Annotated in this window: 16 protein-coding genes and 1 tRNA gene; 13 read left to right on the top strand and 4 right to left on the bottom strand. The window is 62.5% G+C overall.

The features are described from left to right. Window positions 1-335: 335 nt before the first annotated feature. A complete protein-coding gene (locus FBR05_01625; protein MDL1870887.1) occupies window positions 336-4,430 on the top strand; it encodes a hypothetical protein in 4,095 nt (1,364 codons plus the stop codon). A gap of 315 nt (window positions 4,431-4,745) precedes the next feature. Next, a complete protein-coding gene (locus FBR05_01620) occupies window positions 4,746-5,162 on the top strand; it encodes a hypothetical protein (GenBank protein ID MDL1870886.1) in 417 nt (138 codons plus the stop codon). Between the two features lie 57 nt (window positions 5,163-5,219). Here the strand turns inward: FBR05_01620 and FBR05_01615 are convergent, their stop codons facing one another. Then, a complete protein-coding gene (locus FBR05_01615; GenBank protein ID MDL1870885.1) occupies window positions 5,220-5,558 on the bottom strand; it encodes an RNA-binding protein in 339 nt (112 codons plus the stop codon). Between the two features lie 342 nt (window positions 5,559-5,900). On the opposite strand from FBR05_01615, the gene FBR05_01610 reads away from it, so the two are divergent. Then, window positions 5,901-6,470, top strand: coding sequence for a hypothetical protein (locus tag FBR05_01610; protein MDL1870884.1), 570 nt, complete (start codon window positions 5,901-5,903; stop codon window positions 6,468-6,470). Between the two features lie 154 nt (window positions 6,471-6,624). Then, complete coding sequence (locus FBR05_01605; GenBank protein ID MDL1870883.1) at window positions 6,625-7,785, top strand: hypothetical protein; 1,161 nt, start codon at window positions 6,625-6,627, stop codon at window positions 7,783-7,785. Window positions 7,786-7,831: 46 nt separating this feature from the next. Here the strand turns inward: FBR05_01605 and FBR05_01600 are convergent, their stop codons facing one another. Next, window positions 7,832-8,131, bottom strand: a complete 300-nt coding sequence (locus tag FBR05_01600; GenBank protein ID MDL1870882.1) for a hypothetical protein — start codon at window positions 8,129-8,131, stop codon at window positions 7,832-7,834. 103 nt (window positions 8,132-8,234) lie between these two features. Here FBR05_01600 and FBR05_01595 point away from each other — a divergent pair, with 103 nt between their 5' ends. The 4 genes from FBR05_01595 to FBR05_01580 all read left to right on the top strand — a co-directional run bounded on the left by FBR05_01595 (window position 8,235) and on the right by FBR05_01580 (window position 11,220). Further along, on the top strand, window positions 8,235-8,639 hold the full coding sequence (locus FBR05_01595; protein ID MDL1870881.1) for a CBS domain-containing protein: 405 nt from the start codon (window positions 8,235-8,237) through the stop codon (window positions 8,637-8,639). A 60-nt stretch (window positions 8,640-8,699) separates the two neighbouring features. After that, on the top strand, window positions 8,700-9,458 hold the full coding sequence (locus FBR05_01590; GenBank protein MDL1870880.1) for a hypothetical protein: 759 nt from the start codon (window positions 8,700-8,702) through the stop codon (window positions 9,456-9,458). Further along, on the top strand, window positions 9,455-10,237 hold the full coding sequence (locus tag FBR05_01585; GenBank protein ID MDL1870879.1) for an alpha/beta hydrolase: 783 nt from the start codon (window positions 9,455-9,457) through the stop codon (window positions 10,235-10,237). Before FBR05_01590 ends, FBR05_01585 begins: the two co-directional genes overlap by 4 nt. Before the next feature lie 269 nt (window positions 10,238-10,506). Beyond that, window positions 10,507-11,220, top strand: coding sequence for a hypothetical protein (locus FBR05_01580; GenBank protein ID MDL1870878.1), 714 nt, complete (start codon window positions 10,507-10,509; stop codon window positions 11,218-11,220). A gap of 60 nt (window positions 11,221-11,280) precedes the next feature. On the opposite strand, the gene FBR05_01575 is transcribed toward FBR05_01580, so the two are convergent. Then, window positions 11,281-11,868 carry a hypothetical protein gene (locus FBR05_01575; protein MDL1870877.1) on the bottom strand — a complete coding sequence of 196 codons (588 nt, stop codon included), beginning with the start codon at window positions 11,866-11,868 and terminating at the stop codon, window positions 11,281-11,283. Between the two features lie 133 nt (window positions 11,869-12,001). Here FBR05_01575 and FBR05_01570 point away from each other — a divergent pair, with 133 nt between their 5' ends. Beyond that, window positions 12,002-12,955 carry a hypothetical protein gene (locus FBR05_01570; GenBank protein ID MDL1870876.1) on the top strand — a complete coding sequence of 318 codons (954 nt, stop codon included), beginning with the start codon at window positions 12,002-12,004 and terminating at the stop codon, window positions 12,953-12,955. Here FBR05_01570 and FBR05_01565 read toward each other — a convergent pair. Beyond that, window positions 12,952-14,013 carry an NAD(P)-dependent alcohol dehydrogenase gene (locus tag FBR05_01565; GenBank protein MDL1870875.1) on the bottom strand — a complete coding sequence of 354 codons (1,062 nt, stop codon included), beginning with the start codon at window positions 14,011-14,013 and terminating at the stop codon, window positions 12,952-12,954. The two genes, FBR05_01570 and FBR05_01565, sit on opposite strands and share 4 nt — an antisense overlap. 124 nt (window positions 14,014-14,137) lie before the next feature. Here FBR05_01565 and FBR05_01560 point away from each other — a divergent pair. The 4 genes from FBR05_01560 to FBR05_01545 form a co-directional block, all read left to right on the top strand. Then, window positions 14,138-14,211: transfer RNA gene (locus tag FBR05_01560), tRNA-Val, on the top strand. A gap of 462 nt (window positions 14,212-14,673) precedes the next feature. Further along, a complete protein-coding gene (locus FBR05_01555; GenBank protein ID MDL1870874.1) occupies window positions 14,674-16,395 on the top strand; it encodes a hypothetical protein in 1,722 nt (573 codons plus the stop codon). 154 nt (window positions 16,396-16,549) lie between these two features. Beyond that, window positions 16,550-17,149, top strand: coding sequence for a transcriptional repressor LexA (gene lexA, locus FBR05_01550; GenBank protein MDL1870873.1), 600 nt, complete (start codon window positions 16,550-16,552; stop codon window positions 17,147-17,149). A 145-nt stretch (window positions 17,150-17,294) separates the two neighbouring features. Next, the coding region (locus tag FBR05_01545; protein ID MDL1870872.1) for a hypothetical protein at window positions 17,295-17,566 on the top strand (272 nt) is incomplete at its 3' end.

The following is a 17,566-nucleotide window of genomic DNA, read 5'->3' as shown; positions in this document are numbered from 1 at the left end:
ACTTTCATGTTGGGTCTTTCTTTCCGCGGCATTCTCACAGACGCAAAATCCGTCTACTTCGGAGAGGAAGTCGGAGCAATAGGCAACCTGAAGGTGATGTGCAGGATCTGAGGGCGGAACCCAGCGGCGCCCACGTCGTCCGGACTGGATGCCATCTAAGGACCGCCTTGCCAGGAGATTTTTCTTCCCTTGTCGGGAAAAAAATAATCTGGGACAATTTCATTTCATAAAATTTAAAAACATGGCATGAGCATTGTTCGGGTTAAGCCTTGAGCGGCTGAATTCACCCCACCATCCGGGGAGGGCTACGGAACATCCTGAGGAGGTTTCATCATATGCGGACTCGTCTGTCTCGCGCGGCCCACACGTCTATCTTCAAATACACACTCTTGTTGCTGGTCGGCCTCGCGCCGGTGGCCGTGCAGGCCGTCGGGGTGCGAATGGTCAGCGTCGACGCGGCCGGTTCGAACGCCGGTCAGGCCACTACGGGGGGCGGCCTGGAACATAAAAACGCCTCGATGAGCGCCGACGCGGGCAAGGTGTTGTATTCGAGCCTCGCGGACAACCTGACGAGTCCCCTGGCCGACAACGATGACGAGTTGGGCGATTCCAACAACGTCTTCGACGTCTTCATCTGGGAGCGCAGCAGCGGCGCCAATTCCGTAGTCGCCCTCAATCTCGGCGGGACCTCCTCCGGCGACGGCGCCGGCATTCTGGGACACATCTCCGCGGACGGGAGCCAGGTCGCCTTCATCAACGACTCGACCAATTTGGCGGTGGATGAGCCCAATCCTATCCCCACGCCGACGCCCGACGGCGACGACCATGTTTATCTCCTGTCCGGCGGGGATTTGACCTTCCTTACCTTGAATTTCGACGCGAGTTCCCCGGCCGGCGGTAGCCCCGGCGCGCAGGAGGTTCAGGTCGGGAATAATGGGAAGGTGTTTTTTACTTGGTTCCCCTCGAATAGCAGCGCCGAGGGCTTGATAGACGACAAACAGATTTGTGACCGTAACGGCGATTACGATCTTTATGTTTACGATCCGGCAAGCAGCGCCGATAACAAGGTTGAATTGCTTTCAATCAGCACCAACCCGGATTTTCCTGATGCGGGTTGTGATCCCGCGGCCACAGACAAAACCGCCAATGACGGAGTCTCCGACATCATGGTCAATGCCTCCGGCGACAAGGTGGTTTTCGTCAGCGCGGCCAACGACCTGATCAGCCCGCAGATCGAGGCCGACTTTGACGACGACGTCTTCCTTTGGGACAACGGCACGATCAAGATGGTCAGCAAGAACGCCGCCGGTGACGACGGCGGCAATGGGCAATCGATCAATCCTATTATCAGTGCCGACGGGTCGACGGTCGTCTTTGAAAGCAACGCCACCGACCTTGTGGCGGGGATTTCCGACGGAAACGGGTCTCGCGACGTCTTCGTCTGGACCGAGGCCTTGGGCGTCCGCCTGGTCAGCGTCAACGAGACCGGTTTGGCCACCGGCAACGCCGGCGCTTTCAATCCCTCGGTCTCCGGAAACGGTAATTTGGTGGTCTTTGACAGCGACGCCTCGGATCTTACCGCGACGGACAACCAGACTTCGACGCAGATCTACCTGCGCAATGTCCTGAATAACACGACCGAGATGGTCAGCCTGAAGGCCAACCCCACCGATCCGATGGTTCCGGAGGGAAGCAGCGGCGGCGCCTCTAACCCCTTGATCAGCGAGGACGGATCTACCGTGGCCTTCAAGAGCGTGGCGTCCGACCTCACGGGTGGCACGGTCTCGGGCTCCTTGACCCAAATTTACGTCCGGGATCTGGCTCTTGGAGTCAACCAATTGCTGACCCCAGGCACCACGACGGGCGAAGGGGCCAACGGGGCCTCCCACCCGATCCAGATCAGCGCCGACGGGCGCTACGTGTTGTTGAGCAGCGCCGCGACGGACATGGCTGAAAACGTCGACGACATGGAGATCCCCGCCGACGACCTCTTCCTCGCCGAGCAGCTGGGCTTCGTCGAATTCGACGCCGCCGAGTACGAGGTCACCGAGGGCGACTCGGGCAACGTGCAGGTCACGGTGACGGTCAATCGCCTGAAGGCGGGGGATTCCGAGGCCAGCGTAGACTATAAGACCGACGACGCCGACGCCGAGACGACGGCCACCACCGGCGTCGATTACACCTCGGCCTCCGGAACCTTGACTTGGTCCGCCGGCGAGACCGGGCCGAAGCAGTTCACCGTCGATGTGGCGGGCGACGCCGGGGCCGAGGCCGACGAGTTCATCCGGATCGTTCTGGAAAATCCGACGGGAACGAGCATTGGCAACCAGGGTAGCGCCAAGGTCAAGATCGTCAACGACGACGAGGATTGCGGCAATAGCGTCAACGACGATCCCGATGAAGACAGCGACGTCGATTGCGCGGACTCGGATTGCGATTCGGATCCCAATTGCCAAGAAAGCGGCAATTGCGGCGACGGGCTCGACAACGACCAGGACACCGACGTCGACTGTGACGATTCCGACTGCACCGGCGATCCCGCCTGCAGCGAGATCTGTGATGACGGCAGCGACAACGACAACGATACCCTGGCGGACTGCGACGATCCTGATTGCTCCTCCGCGCCGAATTGCCTGAACCCCGAGGTCTGCAACAACGGGCTGGACGACGACAACGATACGCTGGCCGACTGCCTCGACTCCGACTGCGCGGCCGATCCGGCTTGCACCGACCCGAGCGGCGACGGGGACGGCGACGGATTCATCAACAGCTCCGATAATTGTCCGGGTGTCTCCAATCCCGGCCAGGAGGACACCGACGCCGACGGCGTGGGCAATGCCTGCGATACGACGGAAGACGACTGCGGAAACAACCAAAACGACGACGGCGACGGATTGAGCGACTGCGGCGATCCGGATTGCGCCGCCAGCAACGAGTGCGTCGACAGCGACAGCGACGCGATCGTCAACGCCGACGACAATTGCCCCAACGCCAATAACCCGGGCCAGGAAGACACCGACGGCGACGGCGCGGGCAACGCCTGTGATACGGCGGAAGGGGCCTGCGCCAACGGCGTCAGCGACGACACCGACGGCGACGTCGACTGCGCCGACGCGGATTGCGCGGCCGATCCGGCCTGCGCCGCCCCGGCCGACGATGACGACGGGGACGGGGTGCTCAACGCGACGGACAATTGTCCCTCGGTTGCCAACCCGGGCCAGGAGAACACCGACGGCGACGGCCTCGGCAATGCCTGCGACAACAGCGAGGGCGATTGCGACAATGGCGTGACCGACGATACCGACGCCTTGGTCGACTGCGCCGACTCCAATTGCGCCGCGGCCCCCAACTGCCTCGACAGCGACAGCGACGGGGTTCCCAACATCACCGACAACTGCGACAACGTCGCCAACCCCGGCCAGGAGGACACCGACGCCGACGGGACCGGCAACGCCTGCGACGGCTCGGAGGGACTGTGCAACAACGGCGCCTCCGACGACAGCGACGCGGACGTCGACTGCGCCGATGCGGACTGTACCGCCGATCCCGTCTGCGCCAATCCCGGCGGCGACGACGATAGCGACGGCGTTCTCAACGCCTCGGACAACTGTCCCGCCGATGCCAACCCCGGCCAGGAGAACGGCGACGGCGATGGCTTCGGCGACGCCTGCGACAACAGCGAGGGCGACTGCGGCAACGGCGTCAACGACGACGTCGACGGCGACGTCGACTGTGCCGATTCCGAGTGCGCGGCGACGCCCAATTGCGTCGACGACGACGGCGACGGTGTTCCCAACGTCTTCGACAATTGCCCCGCGGATTTCAACGACACCCAGGACGATTCCGACTTCGACGGCGTCGGCGACGTCTGCGACGCGCTTCCCTTCGACTTCGACAATGACGGCGTGGACGACTTCTCCGACAACTGCTTCGATGTTCCCAATCCGGGCCAGGAGGAGACTGACGGGGACTTCATCGGAAACGCCTGCGACTTCGAAGAGGGAAATTGCGTCAATGGCGACGACGACGACAACGATGCCTTGGTCGACTGTCAGGACAGCGATTGCTCCTCAGCCCAGGCCTGCGCGGCCTTGCCGGATGACGACGGCGACGGCATCCCCAACGTCGCGGACAATTGCCCGAGCGACGCCAACGCCGACCAGGCCGACACGGATGGCGACGGCGCGGGCAATGCTTGCGATGCCAATCCGGATGTGCCGGAAGATGACGACGAGGACGGCCCCGGCGTGCCGACGATTCCTCCCGGCAGCCAGCCCGCCGGCGGGGGAGGTCTGGGTTGCAGCTTAAACGGTGCCGCCGCCGCGACTCCCGCGATTCCATTGCTCTACGCCGCAATGGGAGCCTTCGCGGTTGGGTCCTGGCGATGGCGGCGCGGGAAGGCGGCTTCCACGCCTGCTTCCGGGCGCTGAATCTACCAGTCCATTCCAGGGGAGGCCGATTTCAAGGCCGGAAAGGGCTCGGGCCAGAAAGAAACGAAAAGACGGAGGTTCGATTTTCGGACGATTTGCAGCTCCACGGTCCGAAAATCGAACCTCCGTCTTCATTTTCTATTTGTCCGAAAATCGAACCTCCGTCTTCATTTTCTTCATTTTCGCTGCTCCGCCTGCCTTGGTTTTTCCGAGGAAAATCAGGTCAATCTTCCTTTTCGTCGCTTCGGCGCGCGGTTTATGCCGTATCTTTAGCCGTCGGCCCGTGGTAGACAGGAAAGAAAAAGGAGAACGGCCTTGGAAGAAACTTCATACAAGATGCTCGACGAGTTGATTCACTGGTGCACCCGCTGCAAGCTGGACCTCAATCACCGCGTGATCCGCGTGGATAACGGCGTGCCCAAGCGGGTGCTCTGCCTGACCTGCCAAAGCGACCGGGTTTATCGGCCCAAATCCCTTTCCACCCGCAAAGCGGCCTTCGGCAAGGCCGCCGCACTGAAATTGGCGAAGGAAAACGCCCTGCGAGAAAAGCTGCGGGGCAGCCAGCGCACTCCCAAGGCCTATTCGATGGAGGGGGGTTACAAGGTCGACGACGTGATCGATCACGCGATTTTCGGACGGGGTCTCGCCACGGAATTCGTTTCCCCGGACAAAATGCAGATCTTCTTCGACGACGGTATGAAACTGCTCAAGTGCGGCCGCATGGAGCGATAAAAAAATGGCGGCCCCCTCAGGGACCGCCATTGAAGTAACGCGAAATTCATTCGCCGCTTAATAGCGACGTCCACCTCCGCCGCCCCGGCCGCCGCCGAAGCCGCCGCGTCCACCGCCACCCCCGCCGCCGAAGCCGCCTTCGCGCTTGGCTTGAGGTCGGGCCTCGTTCACGGTGAGGCTGCGGCCTCCCATGTCCTTGCCGTTGACCTGGGCGATGGCCTGATCGGCCGCCGCCGAATCCTCGAACTCGACGAAGCCGAAGCCCTTGGACTGGCCGGAAAATTTATCGTTGATCACCGCGACGGAAAGCAGGGTTCCGAAGGGTTCGAACAGTTCGCGCAGCGCGGACTCGTCGGCGCTGTAGGGAAGGCTTCCCACGTATAGTTTTTTCGCCATTGGGCGTCTCCTTGAGATTTCGGAAATGAATGTCACCGAGCGCTCTAGGAGTTCCAGGGACGGATCGTTTCCTTGATTTGTTTATAAAAGGTAGTGAGTTGAGTCTAGGCAGGGGATCCGAGGTTTTCAGCCGTCGGGGCTTACTTAGAAACGAGACACTGCTTGTACCTTCGTCTTATCGGGGCGATTTGTCCAGAGTTGTTTCGGGTCCGGGGAAGAAGCGGTTCGTCCCAGGGGACGGCCTCCCGTTTCTCCCGCCATTTTTTGGTGGTAAGTACCCGGGATTCCAATCATATTCGTCTCCGTGCCGCCCTGCGGAGGCGGTAAGAAAGGGGATCCCAGATGAGCACGAAACAATTGGTCGTCCTTTGGTACGGCGGCATCCTGATGTTTCTTCTGTTGTTGGTGAAGGTCTCCTCGACGGTCACCCTCGGCATCGGGGCCGGCCTGCTAGCCTTGCTTCTGATCTACACCCTCAGCCGGCATCATCGCGCCAACAAGGGACAGGTGCTGCTTGCCATCGGTTTCCCCATGATGTTGCTGGGCATTGTGTCCTTCGTGGCGGGCGATTCGGTGGATGACCCCACGATGTATTGGCAGGCGGGCCCGGCTCGTCTCATTTCTCCCGACCAGGTTCAAGTCCTCGACTTGAAGGTGCGTCGTTCTTTCTTTTCCGACGTCCTCAGCGGAAAGATCCAGAACAATTCTACGGAAACCGTGCGGGCCGTGACTTTGAAGGTCTTGTCCGGCGGAGATGCCAAAACGGCGGAAACCTGGCAGGTGAGGGTTGGAGGATTGAATCTCGCCCCCGGCGCCGGCGCCCCTTTCGCGGAGCGGATTGGAGATTTCCACTTGAAGTGGAACCGGCAAATCCCCTGGTCCTTTCAAGTCCTGGCGGCCGAGGCACAATAATGCCTTTTTCGCATTTTTTTTTGGGCGCCTTGCGGTATGCCAAGAAAAATCTCACAATAAAATAATTCATTCCTTTCAATTTCATGTTGACCTCGGTCATGGGCGAATTAAAATCTAGAGTTTATCAATCATAGGGGATTGATAAGGAGTGAACATGGGGAATGTGGGTACTAGGGCCTCCGCCCGAAAGGGCGAGGTGGGCGCTGCTGCGCGTCAAAACGAAATCTGGGACGAAAATCGCTTCAAAAAATTCGCCGAAGAAATCGACAAGCTCCGGCTCGAGCTCGAATCCTCCCTGGGCGAAGAAGACGTCCGCTACGCGAAAAAATTACGCAAGGTCTCGAGGCAGATGGAAGCCCTGGGCCGCTTTCTGATCTTTGTCAGCCTCGACCCGGTGACCTGGTTTGTCGGTGTCACGGCGTTATGGATCCACCGTCAAATCGAGACCACCGAGATCGGGCACTACGCCCTGCACGGCTGCTGGGACCGCTTTCCCGAGCTTCCCGAGCTTCATTCCAAAAGCTTCCAATGGCTCTCCCCCGCCGAGGAAGAGTCCTGGAAGCACGGCCACAACGGCCTGCATCACCAGTACACGAACGTCGTCGGCAAGGACCCGGACGTCAACTACGGCACCTTGCGCACCAGCAAGTACACGCCTTGGGGCCTTTACCACGCGATCCAGGTCGTCCAGTTCTTCGTGACGGCCCCCTTTTTCATGGAGGTCATCGGCGTCTACAACACAGGTCTCACCGACCTGCTCCGCAAGCCCAAGACGCCGGGTTACGTCGACATCCTGCCCGACCGTAAGCTGGCCACCGTGGCTAGAGCGGCCTATCGTTCCTTCAAGAAGATCCTGCCTTTTTACGCCTATCATTTCGTGCTGTGGCCGGCGCTCGCGGGCCCGCTGTGGTGGAAGGTGCTCTCGGGCAACCTCTTGGCGCATTTCATGAATAACATTTATACCGCGGCGAGCGTTTACGCCGGTCACTTTGGTGACGACACCGAGTTCTATCCGCCGGAGTTTCGTACCAGGAGCCGCGGTGAATTCTACAAAGCCCAAGTTCGAGCGGCGCATAATTTCACCGCCCCCTTGGCCTTACAAATTCTCTCGGGGACTCTCAATGCCCAGATCGAGCATCATCTTTTCCCGAAGCTCCCGCCCAACCGGCTTCGCCAGGTAAAATCCAAGGTCCAGGAGGTTTGTCGTCGGCACGGCGTCGAGTACGGGGAGGACAGTTGGTGGAACACCTGGAGGCGGGCGATCGCCTATCTCTGGAAAATGGGGGCGCCGAAGTCCCGCATCGCGACCGGCTAATCGGCCTCATGCGGCACGGCGCTTACGGCGATGCGGCGGTGCTCGTTCAATTATCGATGCAGCCACAGACCTCGTCCGCCGCGACGGAGGGATTGGGGTCCTGTTCTTTCGAGCCGCCGCTCTGGCAGTAATAATCCGGCGATCCGTCGATGGGATCCGTGAAGCAATTGACGGGATTGCCGTTCTGACAGGTGCCTGAGGCGGTATAGGCCTTCGTCGAGCTGTTGTAGATCGGACCGTAGATATTCGAGCAACGGCCGTACATATTGCCCGGCGGGACCTGCCCTAGGGCGGGGGAAATAGGAAAGCAGGATAGTGCAAACATTCCGAAGAGGAGCAGCTTCACAATCACCTCCCTTTTAGAAGATTTTAAGTCGGAGCGGGGCGGAGGGCAAAGTTAAAAAAAAACCGGCTTGGCGCCGACAGGCCTTTGGGTTTAAAGAAGTCCCATGAATCCCGCCGGCTTGCCCGTGAAAAAATACATGAGTCCGACCCCTCAAACCATCGGCCGCGAGGCACCCCTCGCGACGGCCAAGGAGATCATGGCCGGCCTGGCCATCCGGCACTTGCCGGTGATCCAAGGGGAAAAGGTCGTCGGGGTCCTTTCCGACCGCGACATCCAAGTCCTGGAATTCCTCGCCAAGGACCACGCCGAGGCGCTGCGCGTCGACGACGCCATGACCCGCGACGTCTATGTCGCGGCGCCGGAGACGCCCTTGCAAGACGTCGTCGCGGCCATGGCCGCGGGAAAGTTCGGCTCGACCGTGGTCGTCGAGGCCGGAAAGGTCCGCGGGATTTTCACCACCATCGACGCCCTGCGGGCCCTGGCCGACCTGCTGGGCCGGAAGCCCTAAATTCGCCTGCCGCGGGCCCCCGCCGCGTGTTATCCTGAAAACAAGCGAGGGAGCCTTTTTATGCCGTCCAAGCCCTATCAGCGGTGGAGGTTTCGCGCCGTCTTGCGCGTGCTATGGTGCCTGCTCTCCAGCTTCGTGCTGGAAAGCTTCGTCTTCGGCCTCTCGGTCCTGCCCGCCGTCCTGTTTTGGGAGTGGCACCTGCATTGGGATCTCCCGGGGCCCTTTTGGCTGCGCATGGTATTGCTCAGCATGGCCTTTGTCCCCGCCTATTTGATCTTCGCCTTCTCGCTGACGATCCTCTCCGCCGTCTCGACGAGGCTGCTCGGCTGGCGCGCGGTGCCCGATTTGGAGATGCGCATCAGCGACCCGGACTGGCCGCTGTTGGATTGGGTTCGCTATACGATCTCGATCCACATGGTTCGGATCTTCTCGGGCTTGGTGTTTAGAGCGACGCCGCTCTGGACGCTCTACATGCGACTGAACGGGGCCAAGCTCGGCCGGCGCGTCTTCGTCAACAGCCTCTGGGTCACCGATCACAACCTGCTGGAGTTCGGCGACGACGTGGTGATCGGCAGCGAGGTGCATCTCTCCGGACACACCGTCGAGCGCGGCCTGGTCAAGACTGCCAAAGTCAGATTGGGCGCCGGCGTGACGGTGGGGGTGTCGAGCATCGTCGGGATCGGCGTGGAGGCGGGGCCCGGCTGCACCATCGGCGCCTTGAGTTTCGTGCCGAAATTTTCCAAGCTCGAGGCGGGACAGAGCTACGCGGGGATCCCCGCGCATCGGATTGAGTCGCATCGTCCCGTGGAAACGCTATGAGCCAGGGCCCCTATCTTCCCGACATTGTCGGCTCTCCCTTGATGTACCAAGAAAGGGGGGAGGGGCCAACGCTGATCTTGGTGCCGGGGCTGGACGGCACGGCCCTGCTTTTTTACCGGCAGGTGCCCCTCTTGAGCCGGCGCTTCCATGTCTTGACCTTCCCGCTGCCCAACGATCCCAAGTGCACGATGGAATCCCTCGTGGAGGAACTGCGGGAGCTGGTTGACAAGGTCGCGGCGGAGCGCGGGGACGAGAAGGTTTTGCTCTGCGGCGAATCCTTCGGCGGGGCGCTCAGCCTGAGCTTCGCGTTCGCGCACCCGCATCGCTTGCGCGGGCTGGTGATCCTGAATTCCTTCCCCAAGATCCGCAAACCCTTCCAGCTGCGCGTGGCGCCGACCCTGCTGCGCTGGATGCCCTGGGGGGCGATGCCGCTGGTGCGTCGCTTCACGGAGTCGCGGATCCATTCCCCGCACGCCCTGCCGGAGGACTTGGCCGAGTTCCACCAGCGCCTGCGCTGGGTGGGGAAGCAGGGCTATATCCGGCGCCTCGAGATCCTGCGGAGCTACGACATCTCGGAACGGCTGCCGGAGATCGCGACCCCCACCTTGTTCCTGGCCGGGGAGCTGGATCGCCTGGTCCCTTCCGTCCGGGAGGCCGAGTTCATGTCGCAAAAGATGCCGAACGCCAAGATGATTACTTTGCAGGGTTACGGTCATGTTTGCATGATCAATCATGACTTTAACCTGCTCGACTACATCCTGCCTTGGCTCGGAGAGTGAAGGATGCGCGAAAAGGAGAATGAAAGGCTCTCCTCTCCTGGAGAATGAAGACGGAGCAAAGGGAGAATGAAGACGGAGCAAATCCCGGAACCCTGTTCCGGCGGCTGCAAACCCCGATTTTGCGGACTCCTCCCCTCGAAATACGGCTTAAAGGCCACCGTGCCCGACCAAGCTATTTTCATCTATCTTATTAGAATTATTGTGTAATTTATAGTTATCGGAATTTTGGCACCTAGCTTGCTCCGTCTTGAGCCCCTGGAGGGCACGCTATGACCAAACCTGCCACGATTCCTGCGAGCGGGATCATTCCCGGTCCCAGTCTTTCCGATCTCTTCGCCAGTCCCGCTTTTCAAAAGGCCAAACGCAAAGCCCTGGCCCACGATCCCCTCAAGGGGATGCGTCACATCCCCAAGGCCCCGCCGTCGCCCAATTGCGGTGGCAAGGCCGCCGAGGCGGTCTGCAAAAAGGCCCGCTTCTTCGCCGACAAGACCAAGGAGCTGAAACACCCGCCCAAGCTCGCGACCGCCGCGAAGCCGAAGCCAAGCCACGGCGCTCGGCCGGCCAACAGCGCCGTCGCCTCCGAGGGTGGCGACTCCACGAACGTCTTCAACAGCCCCGGCTTCCAAAAGCTGCGGCGCAAGGCCCTGTCCTACGATCCCTTAAAGGGGGCCCGGCATATCCCCAAGGCGCCGCCTCCCCTGGTGGCGCGGGACGGTACGCCGACCCGACCCGCGAAGGTGACGAAGGCCCCGGCGAAGAAGCCCCGAATCAAGGCCGAACCGGGCCTGACGGCCTCCTACGTCTACACACCCGGGGTGGGACCGCAGTTCCAGCCCGCCAAGGTGGTCAAGGACCGCGCCCAGGTGAGCGCCATGCTGCGCGAAGGCCAAGTCGGGTTGTTCAGCCCGATCGCCTATTGCGACCCGAAGGGCCGCACCCACACGGGGACGGTGGTCGAAATCTTTTCTCTCTTGCCCGCCTGAGCGGGGCGAAAAAAAAGGCCACTGTAAAGCGGCCTTTTTTTTTAAGCTAAATCCGAAAGCTTACTTCGCGGCCTCGACCGAGACCGCCACGGCGACGGTGTAGGTCGCGGTGACCATGTCGCCCTTCTTCAGGCCTTCCAGGTTCTTCGGGTCCTTCGCCTTCAAGGCCACGACGTTGCCGGCAGGGCCTTTGAGCTCGACCACGGATTTCGCCGTGTCGACCTTGACGATTTCGGCGGAGATTTCCGCGATCTTCACTTGCTCCATGCCGGGCTTCTGGCCGGCCGGCGCCGTCTCCTTGGCGGTGACGACCTCGGCGGAGGGCTTTTCGCCCTTTTGCTTCTTGCTTAAAGTCAGGGCCCAGGATTGCTCTTGTTGCACCTTCACCAGATCGCCCTTTTTGACGTTCTTGAAGTTCTTGACCTTGTTGGGGTCGACCACGAGCTCGAGGCGGCTGCCGCCTTCGCCTTCCAGGACCAAGGTATTCTTCGCGTGGTCGACTTCGATCACCTTGCCGACTTTAGTGTCGTATTCCGTCGAGACGGCGGTGGCGCTTTGCGGGGCCTCGGACTTTTTGTCGTAGGCCTGCAGGCTCAGCGGGACAATGAGGGCCAAAACGGCCGTGAGTGCCAAGAGAGAGCGGCTCATGGATGCCTCCTTAGATAGGTTGGATGAGTCCAGAATAGCTGAAGAGGATAAGCCTTTTGTACGAATTGGCAACAAATATTAAAGGGAAGGGCTGGACAGCGGTCGGGGTCTTAAGTATTTCCAGGGATTTTGCATGCCCTCCACCCTCGGCCGCGCGGCCGCCATCACCTTGAAAACCATGCCCTTCGTTCTGCTGCGGATGGGCCTCTACTTCGCCTTCGGCTTTCTGTTCTGCCTCTATTGGGTCCTGGTCTTCCTTATCGGCCAGGGCGCAGCCGCCCTTCACGAGTACGCCCGCCTCGCCGTCTGGATCGTCGCCCTCTTGCTGCCCTTTCCCTTCGTGAAGCTGTTCCGCGAGTATTTCCTCTACGTCCTGAAGACCGCCCACGTCGCGGTCGTCGTGCGTCTGGCCCGGCACGGCTCCCTGCCCGAAGGCAAGAGTCAGGTGGAGTGGGGGAAGGAAAAAGTCATGGCGCGCTTCAAGGAGACCAGCGTGCTCTTCCTAGCCGACCGCCTCGTGACGGGGACGATCGGCGCGATCAACGGGCTCATGCAATCGATGGCGAACCTCTTCCAGGGCGTTCCCAGCCTGCAAAGCCTGGTCAGCGCGGCCAAGGTGGTCTTGCGCTTCAGCCTTACCTACATCGACGAGGCGGTGATGGCCCGCAATTTCCTGAAGGAAGGGGAGACGGTCTGGGAATCGGCGAAAACCGGCTTGGTGCTCTACGCTCAAAGCTGGAAGCAGGTCCTGAAGACGGCCGTCTTCCTCGGGATCGCGGCGCTCTTGAGCTATGCGGTGTTGGCGATCCTGTATCTGATTCCCTTCTTGGGCTTGGCCGGCCTCTATCCCAAGTGGAAGCTGCTCTTCGTCGCCTTCGCCCTGATCTGCGCCGCGGTCACCAAATTCGCCCTCTTCGATCCCTGGGCCATGACCTCGATGATCCTCGCCTACCTCGACGCGACCGAGGACGCCGCTCCCGATCGCGGCTGGGAGGAGAAGATCGCGGGGGTCTCCAAGCCCTTCCGCCAAATCCAGGAAAAGGCCGCAGCCGCCGCGTCTCTGCCCGCCTCGCCTCCCGCGACCTAGCCTCCGGCGCCGCGCAGCGAGGCGAGGTCGATCACGAAGCGGTAGCGCACGTCACCGCGGATCATCCGCTCGTAGGCCTCGTTGATCGCCTGCATCGGGATGAGCTCGATGTCCGAGACGATGCCGTGCTTCCCGCAAAAATCCAGCATCTCCTGCGTCTCGGGGATGCCGCCGATCAGCGAGCCGCTCAAGGCGCGGCGTTTGCCGATCAGGCGGAAGGCCTCCACCGGCGGGGCCTTCGGCGGGATGCCCAAGAGTACCATCGCGCCGTCGCGGGCGACGAGGTCGAGGTAGAGATTCCAATCCAAGTCCACCGAGACCGTGTTTAGTATCAGGTCGAAGCGGCCGGCCAGCTTCTTGAAGGTCTCGGGATCCGCGCCCGAGAAGAATTCCTGCGCCCCGAGCCGGGCGGCGTCCTCGCGCTTCTTTTCCGAATGGCTGAGCACCGTCACCTCCGCGCCCATCGCGCGCGCGAGCTTGATCGCCATGTGGCCGAGTCCGCCCAGTCCCAGCACCGCGACCCGCTTGCCGGGTCCCGCGCCCCAGTGGCGCAGCGGGGAGTAGGTGGTGATGCCCGCGCAGAGCAGGGGCGCCGCCTTGTCCAGGGGGAGGCCCTCCGGCAGCCGCAGGACAAAATACTCGTCGACGGTGATGCAGGTCGAGTAGCCGCCGTAGGTGGGCGTCTTTCCGTCCGCCTCGCGGGAGTTGTAGGTGAAGGAGATCGTGCGCTCGCAGTATTGCTCGAGGCCCTTGCGGCAGGCGGCGCAGTCGCGGCAGGAACCGACCATGCAGCCGACGCCGACGCGGTCGCCGGCCTTGAAGCGCGTCACCTGGGCGCCGACCCGCGCGACCGTGCCGACGATCTCGTGGCCCGGCACCATGGGGAAGATCGCCCCGCCCCATTCGTCGCGGGCCTGGTGGATGTCGGAATGGCAGACCCCGCAGAAATGGATGTCGATCAGGACGTCGCGGGGACCGGGCTCGCGGCGTTCGATTTGGAAGGGGGCGAGGGCTTGGGTGGGGGAGGGGGCGGCATAGGCCGGAGTGGGCAGTGCCATGGGCTTCTCCTTTCGCTTGTTCAGGGCGATGATAGCGGAAGGCGGGGGTCGGGTCACGGAGAGGGGATTTTTTCTTTGACCCGGGCCTTTCGATGCCGTTAGGCCTTGGCTTGCGCAAGCGATCGGGCGAATAGCTCAGCTGGTTAGAGCGCTGCCCTTACAAGGCAGAGGTCACAGGTTCGATCCCTGTTTCGCCCATATTATTGTAGATAAATTTCTTTTGGGGATCGAACCCGGCTTTGGCTCAGCCGGATTCACTCCGGCTGAGCGAATCGTTTCAATCCCTGTTTCGCCCAATAATAAGGAGTTCGAAACCTACGACGCGTTCTTGAACGGGACCTGTCCGGGCTGCACCCCCACCGTCCTCGCAAGCTGCGGGCGGCGGGGGGCCCCCGCCCGGCCACCCGTTCAAGAACGCGTCGTAGGTTTCGAAATGATTAATATAGATTAATTCGTGGAGGTCTGGGCTACTCAGCCGAAGGCCTTCCGGGGAGATCAGACCACAGATTTCGGCTTCGTGTGGGACGCCGCTCCGCAGTCTGTTTTAGTAATTATCCGAAATTAAAAGGTTTTTTATCTAAGGTCCCACGAGGTTCCTGGCACGCGTGTTGCTTTAAGATAATCCGGCGGAGGCACCTTGCACGAAGACAAGGAAGCCCCGTGACCCCTCTCCACGAAATTCCCTTAAGCCGACGTATCTTGGAGCTCCGCGAGACCTGCGTGGAGACGGAGGATTTTGCCGCGCGCCTGCGCGAGGATCTGCGCATTTCCTCCGCGGAGTCCCAGGCCTTGGCGACGGCCTTGGAAGACCGCTTCCTCTCCTCCGAAGAGCAGCTGGACCTGCTCGGTTGCCTGGAGCTGCGGGGCGTCCTCCTGCGGGGCTCGGCGCCCGGCGCCCTGATCGCACGCCTGGCCGGCTCGGACGGCCGCGAGGCCTGGCGGCACCACGCGCGCCACTTGACGGCGCGCTTGGCCTCGGACCCGCGCGTGCCCGGGGAGACGCCCGTCTCCGCCGAGACCTTGGGCGAACTCGCCGCGCTGCTGCCGCGCGGCCTCGGCGCCTCCGGTCTCGTCGCGATGCCCTTCGGCTCCCCCACTTTCGGCGTCTATCATTACCTGCGTCCCGAGGACTCCTTCCTGCGCGCCCTCGTCGCGGAACTGCGCGGCAATCTCGCGGCCGCGGAGCCCGTCCTGCGTATGCGCAGCGCGCGGGTCTTGGCCGAGGCGGGCGATCGGGACGCGACGGAATTCTTGCGCGAAAGCGAGGCGGCGGTCGCCCCTCGTTACGCCGGGGCGCTTTCCCTCGACGAGCGAATCGCCCGCGCCTGCGGCCTGGCCGCCGACGGGCATCCCGCGGCGATCCGCTTTTTGCAAAACCTCGCGATGGACCCTCGCGCCGCGACCGAGCGCCGCGCCCGCGCCTTGAGCTATCTTCCCGCCGACAGCCTCGACAACGGCTCCGACGCGGGTGAGGTCTTCCGCTCCCTGGCGGAAGACCCGGAGGAGCCGGTGGCGACGCGCTATCTCATGCTGCGCCTCTTGGCCCGCGCGCCGCACCCGCCCGAGGCGGCTTGGTGGCGCGGGCTCTTGAGCGACGTCTCCATGATCGTGGAAGACCGCGGTTCCCGGGCAGGCGAGGGTTCCGAGGCCGCGGCCGACTTTTCGCAATGGAACCTCGTCCTCGCCGCGCTGGGCGATTCGCCCGCGCCCTGGTCGGCGGAGCTGCTCTTCGAGGCGATGGAAAACGGCGCTCTGCCCGCGGCCCAGCGCCGCGAGGCGCTGATGGCCTACCTCCGCCACGAGGGCCGCGGCACCCTCCCGTGGGATAGCCTGCGCGGCGTGCTGCTCGCGCAGAGCGGTTGGGGCGCGTCGCTCGCGGGCGTCGAGGGATGCGAAGGGGCGGAGCTCCGCCTGCGTTTTCCGGAACGCCCCGAGACCGAGCCCGGCGCGGTCTTCGACATTCGCGGCTTGAATTCCATCGGCAAGGAGGTCGTCTTGCACCTCCGCGAGGGAACGACGGGCGCTTGGATGGTCGATTTCCGCCCCTTGGATCCGCAGCGCGACGCGCTCTCCTCGCGCCCCGTCCTGCCGGAGGCGGAGTTGAGGTTTCCCCTCAACCGCCGCGTCTTCGTCGACGCGATGGGGTTGGAACTGGAGCCGGGCGAGACCTTGCCCGCGGCGGCGGTCGCCGTCGTCGAGGACGCCCCCTACGACCCCGAGCCCGGCGCCGCCACGCCCAGCAGCTCACCGCCGCTGCGCCTGGCCGCCAACGAGCCCCAGCGCCCGCTGCCGGAGGGCCCCAACCACGCCCAACAGAACAGCAACGGCGGCGCGGGCGCCGCCTCCGCGGGCGAAGCGACCCCGCCCTCGCTGGGCATTTGAGCCGATTCGAAATAAAAAAATAAACGATATCGGGCATTTGCTCCGAGCCCTCAGATAGGGCTTGAACTACGTAAAAAGTACGTATTAAGCTGGAACTCCGGTCGGCTAGCCGGTTTTGCCAAACTCATTCGACGCAGCGACGGAGTGCCCAGAAATGACGCTTACCCCAAAACAAAAGCGGATTCTCGATTTCGTCCAAAGTTACGCCGAGGCGAAGGGCTACCCGCCCACGCAGCGCGAGATCGCGGCGCGCTTCCGCCTCAAGTCGCTCGGCTCGGTGCAGGATTATCTCCAGGCGCTTCAGAGTAAGGGTTACCTCGTCAAAGACGCCTACGGACGCCGCGCCCTTCGGCTCAACGAGGTCGGCGCCGAGTCCGTGCGACTGCCCTTGCTGGGCACCGTCGCGGCGGGCCTGCCCCTCGAGGCGGTCGAGGTGCAAGAGCGCGTCGATGTGCCCAAGTCGCTGCTCGGCGGCGGCGAAAACTTCGCGCTGCGCGTGCGCGGCGACTCGATGATCGAAGACGGCATCCACGACGGCGACCTGGTCATCGTCCGCCGCCAGCCCACCGCGCGGCGCGGGCAGACCGTCGTCGCGATGATCGACGGCGAGGCCACCGTGAAGAAATTTTTCACGCAGGGGCAGAAGGTCGAGCTGCGGCCGGCCAACCAGGCGATGCAGTCGATCTGGGTCGAGCCGGGGCAGGCCTTTCACATCTTGGGGGTGGTGGTGGGGTTGATGCGGCGTTACTCGTAGGGGCGAACCTTGTGTTCGCCTTCCCCAATGCTGCAGAGGAGTGAACAGGACCGCAGGGTCCCGAGCAAGGTTGACCCCTGTTATGATTTTCAATGCGGTCCATGACGTCTCCTTCGTCCAAGGTGGCTGAACATGTTCAGCCCCTATGGGCATGGCGGCGAAGCGAAGCCCTCCCATAGATAAACCCTCCCCAGGGAGGGCGAACACAAGGTTCGCCCCTACATTTTTTTACGTTCCTTTTCCGGGTATGCAGGTCGTTCACGTCAATATTCCCGCCTTTGCGGTCGCGGTCGAGCGCCGCGTCGACGCGCGGCTGCGCGGCCGGCCGACGGCGATCGCGGCCAGCAGCGCGCCGCGGGCGCCGCTGGTCGCGGTCTCCGCCGAGGCCTTCGCCGCCGGGATCCGCGCCGGCGACCG

The sequence above is a fragment of the Deltaproteobacteria bacterium PRO3 genome (assembly GCA_030263375.1).
Classification (GTDB): domain Bacteria; phylum UBA10199; class UBA10199; order DSSB01; family DSSB01; genus DSSB01.
The sequence above is the reverse complement of the archived record's forward strand: the minus strand, read 5'-3'. Positions and strand labels throughout refer to the sequence as shown.

Bases quoted from the DNA above. Each gene is read 5' to 3' on its own strand.
- FBR05_01575 (MDL1870877.1), bottom strand. From the start codon at position 11,868: ATGAGCCGCTCTCTCTTGGCACTCACGGCCGTTTTGGCCCTCATTGTC.
- lexA (MDL1870873.1), top strand. From the start codon at position 16,550: ATGACGCTTACCCCAAAACAAAAGCGGATTCTCGATTTCGTCCAAAGT.
- FBR05_01595 (MDL1870881.1), top strand. From the start codon at position 8,235: ATGAATCCCGCCGGCTTGCCCGTGAAAAAATACATGAGTCCGACCCCT.
- FBR05_01590 (MDL1870880.1), top strand. From the start codon at position 8,700: ATGCCGTCCAAGCCCTATCAGCGGTGGAGGTTTCGCGCCGTCTTGCGC.
- FBR05_01615 (MDL1870885.1), bottom strand. From the start codon at position 5,558: ATGGCGAAAAAACTATACGTGGGAAGCCTTCCCTACAGCGCCGACGAG.
- FBR05_01580 (MDL1870878.1), top strand. From the start codon at position 10,507: ATGACCAAACCTGCCACGATTCCTGCGAGCGGGATCATTCCCGGTCCC.
- FBR05_01625 (MDL1870887.1), top strand. From the start codon at position 336: ATGCGGACTCGTCTGTCTCGCGCGGCCCACACGTCTATCTTCAAATAC.
- FBR05_01570 (MDL1870876.1), top strand. From the start codon at position 12,002: ATGCCCTCCACCCTCGGCCGCGCGGCCGCCATCACCTTGAAAACCATG.
- FBR05_01610 (MDL1870884.1), top strand. From the start codon at position 5,901: ATGAGCACGAAACAATTGGTCGTCCTTTGGTACGGCGGCATCCTGATG.
- FBR05_01565 (MDL1870875.1), bottom strand. From the start codon at position 14,013: ATGGCACTGCCCACTCCGGCCTATGCCGCCCCCTCCCCCACCCAAGCC.
- FBR05_01605 (MDL1870883.1), top strand. From the start codon at position 6,625: ATGGGGAATGTGGGTACTAGGGCCTCCGCCCGAAAGGGCGAGGTGGGC.
- FBR05_01585 (MDL1870879.1), top strand. From the start codon at position 9,455: ATGAGCCAGGGCCCCTATCTTCCCGACATTGTCGGCTCTCCCTTGATG.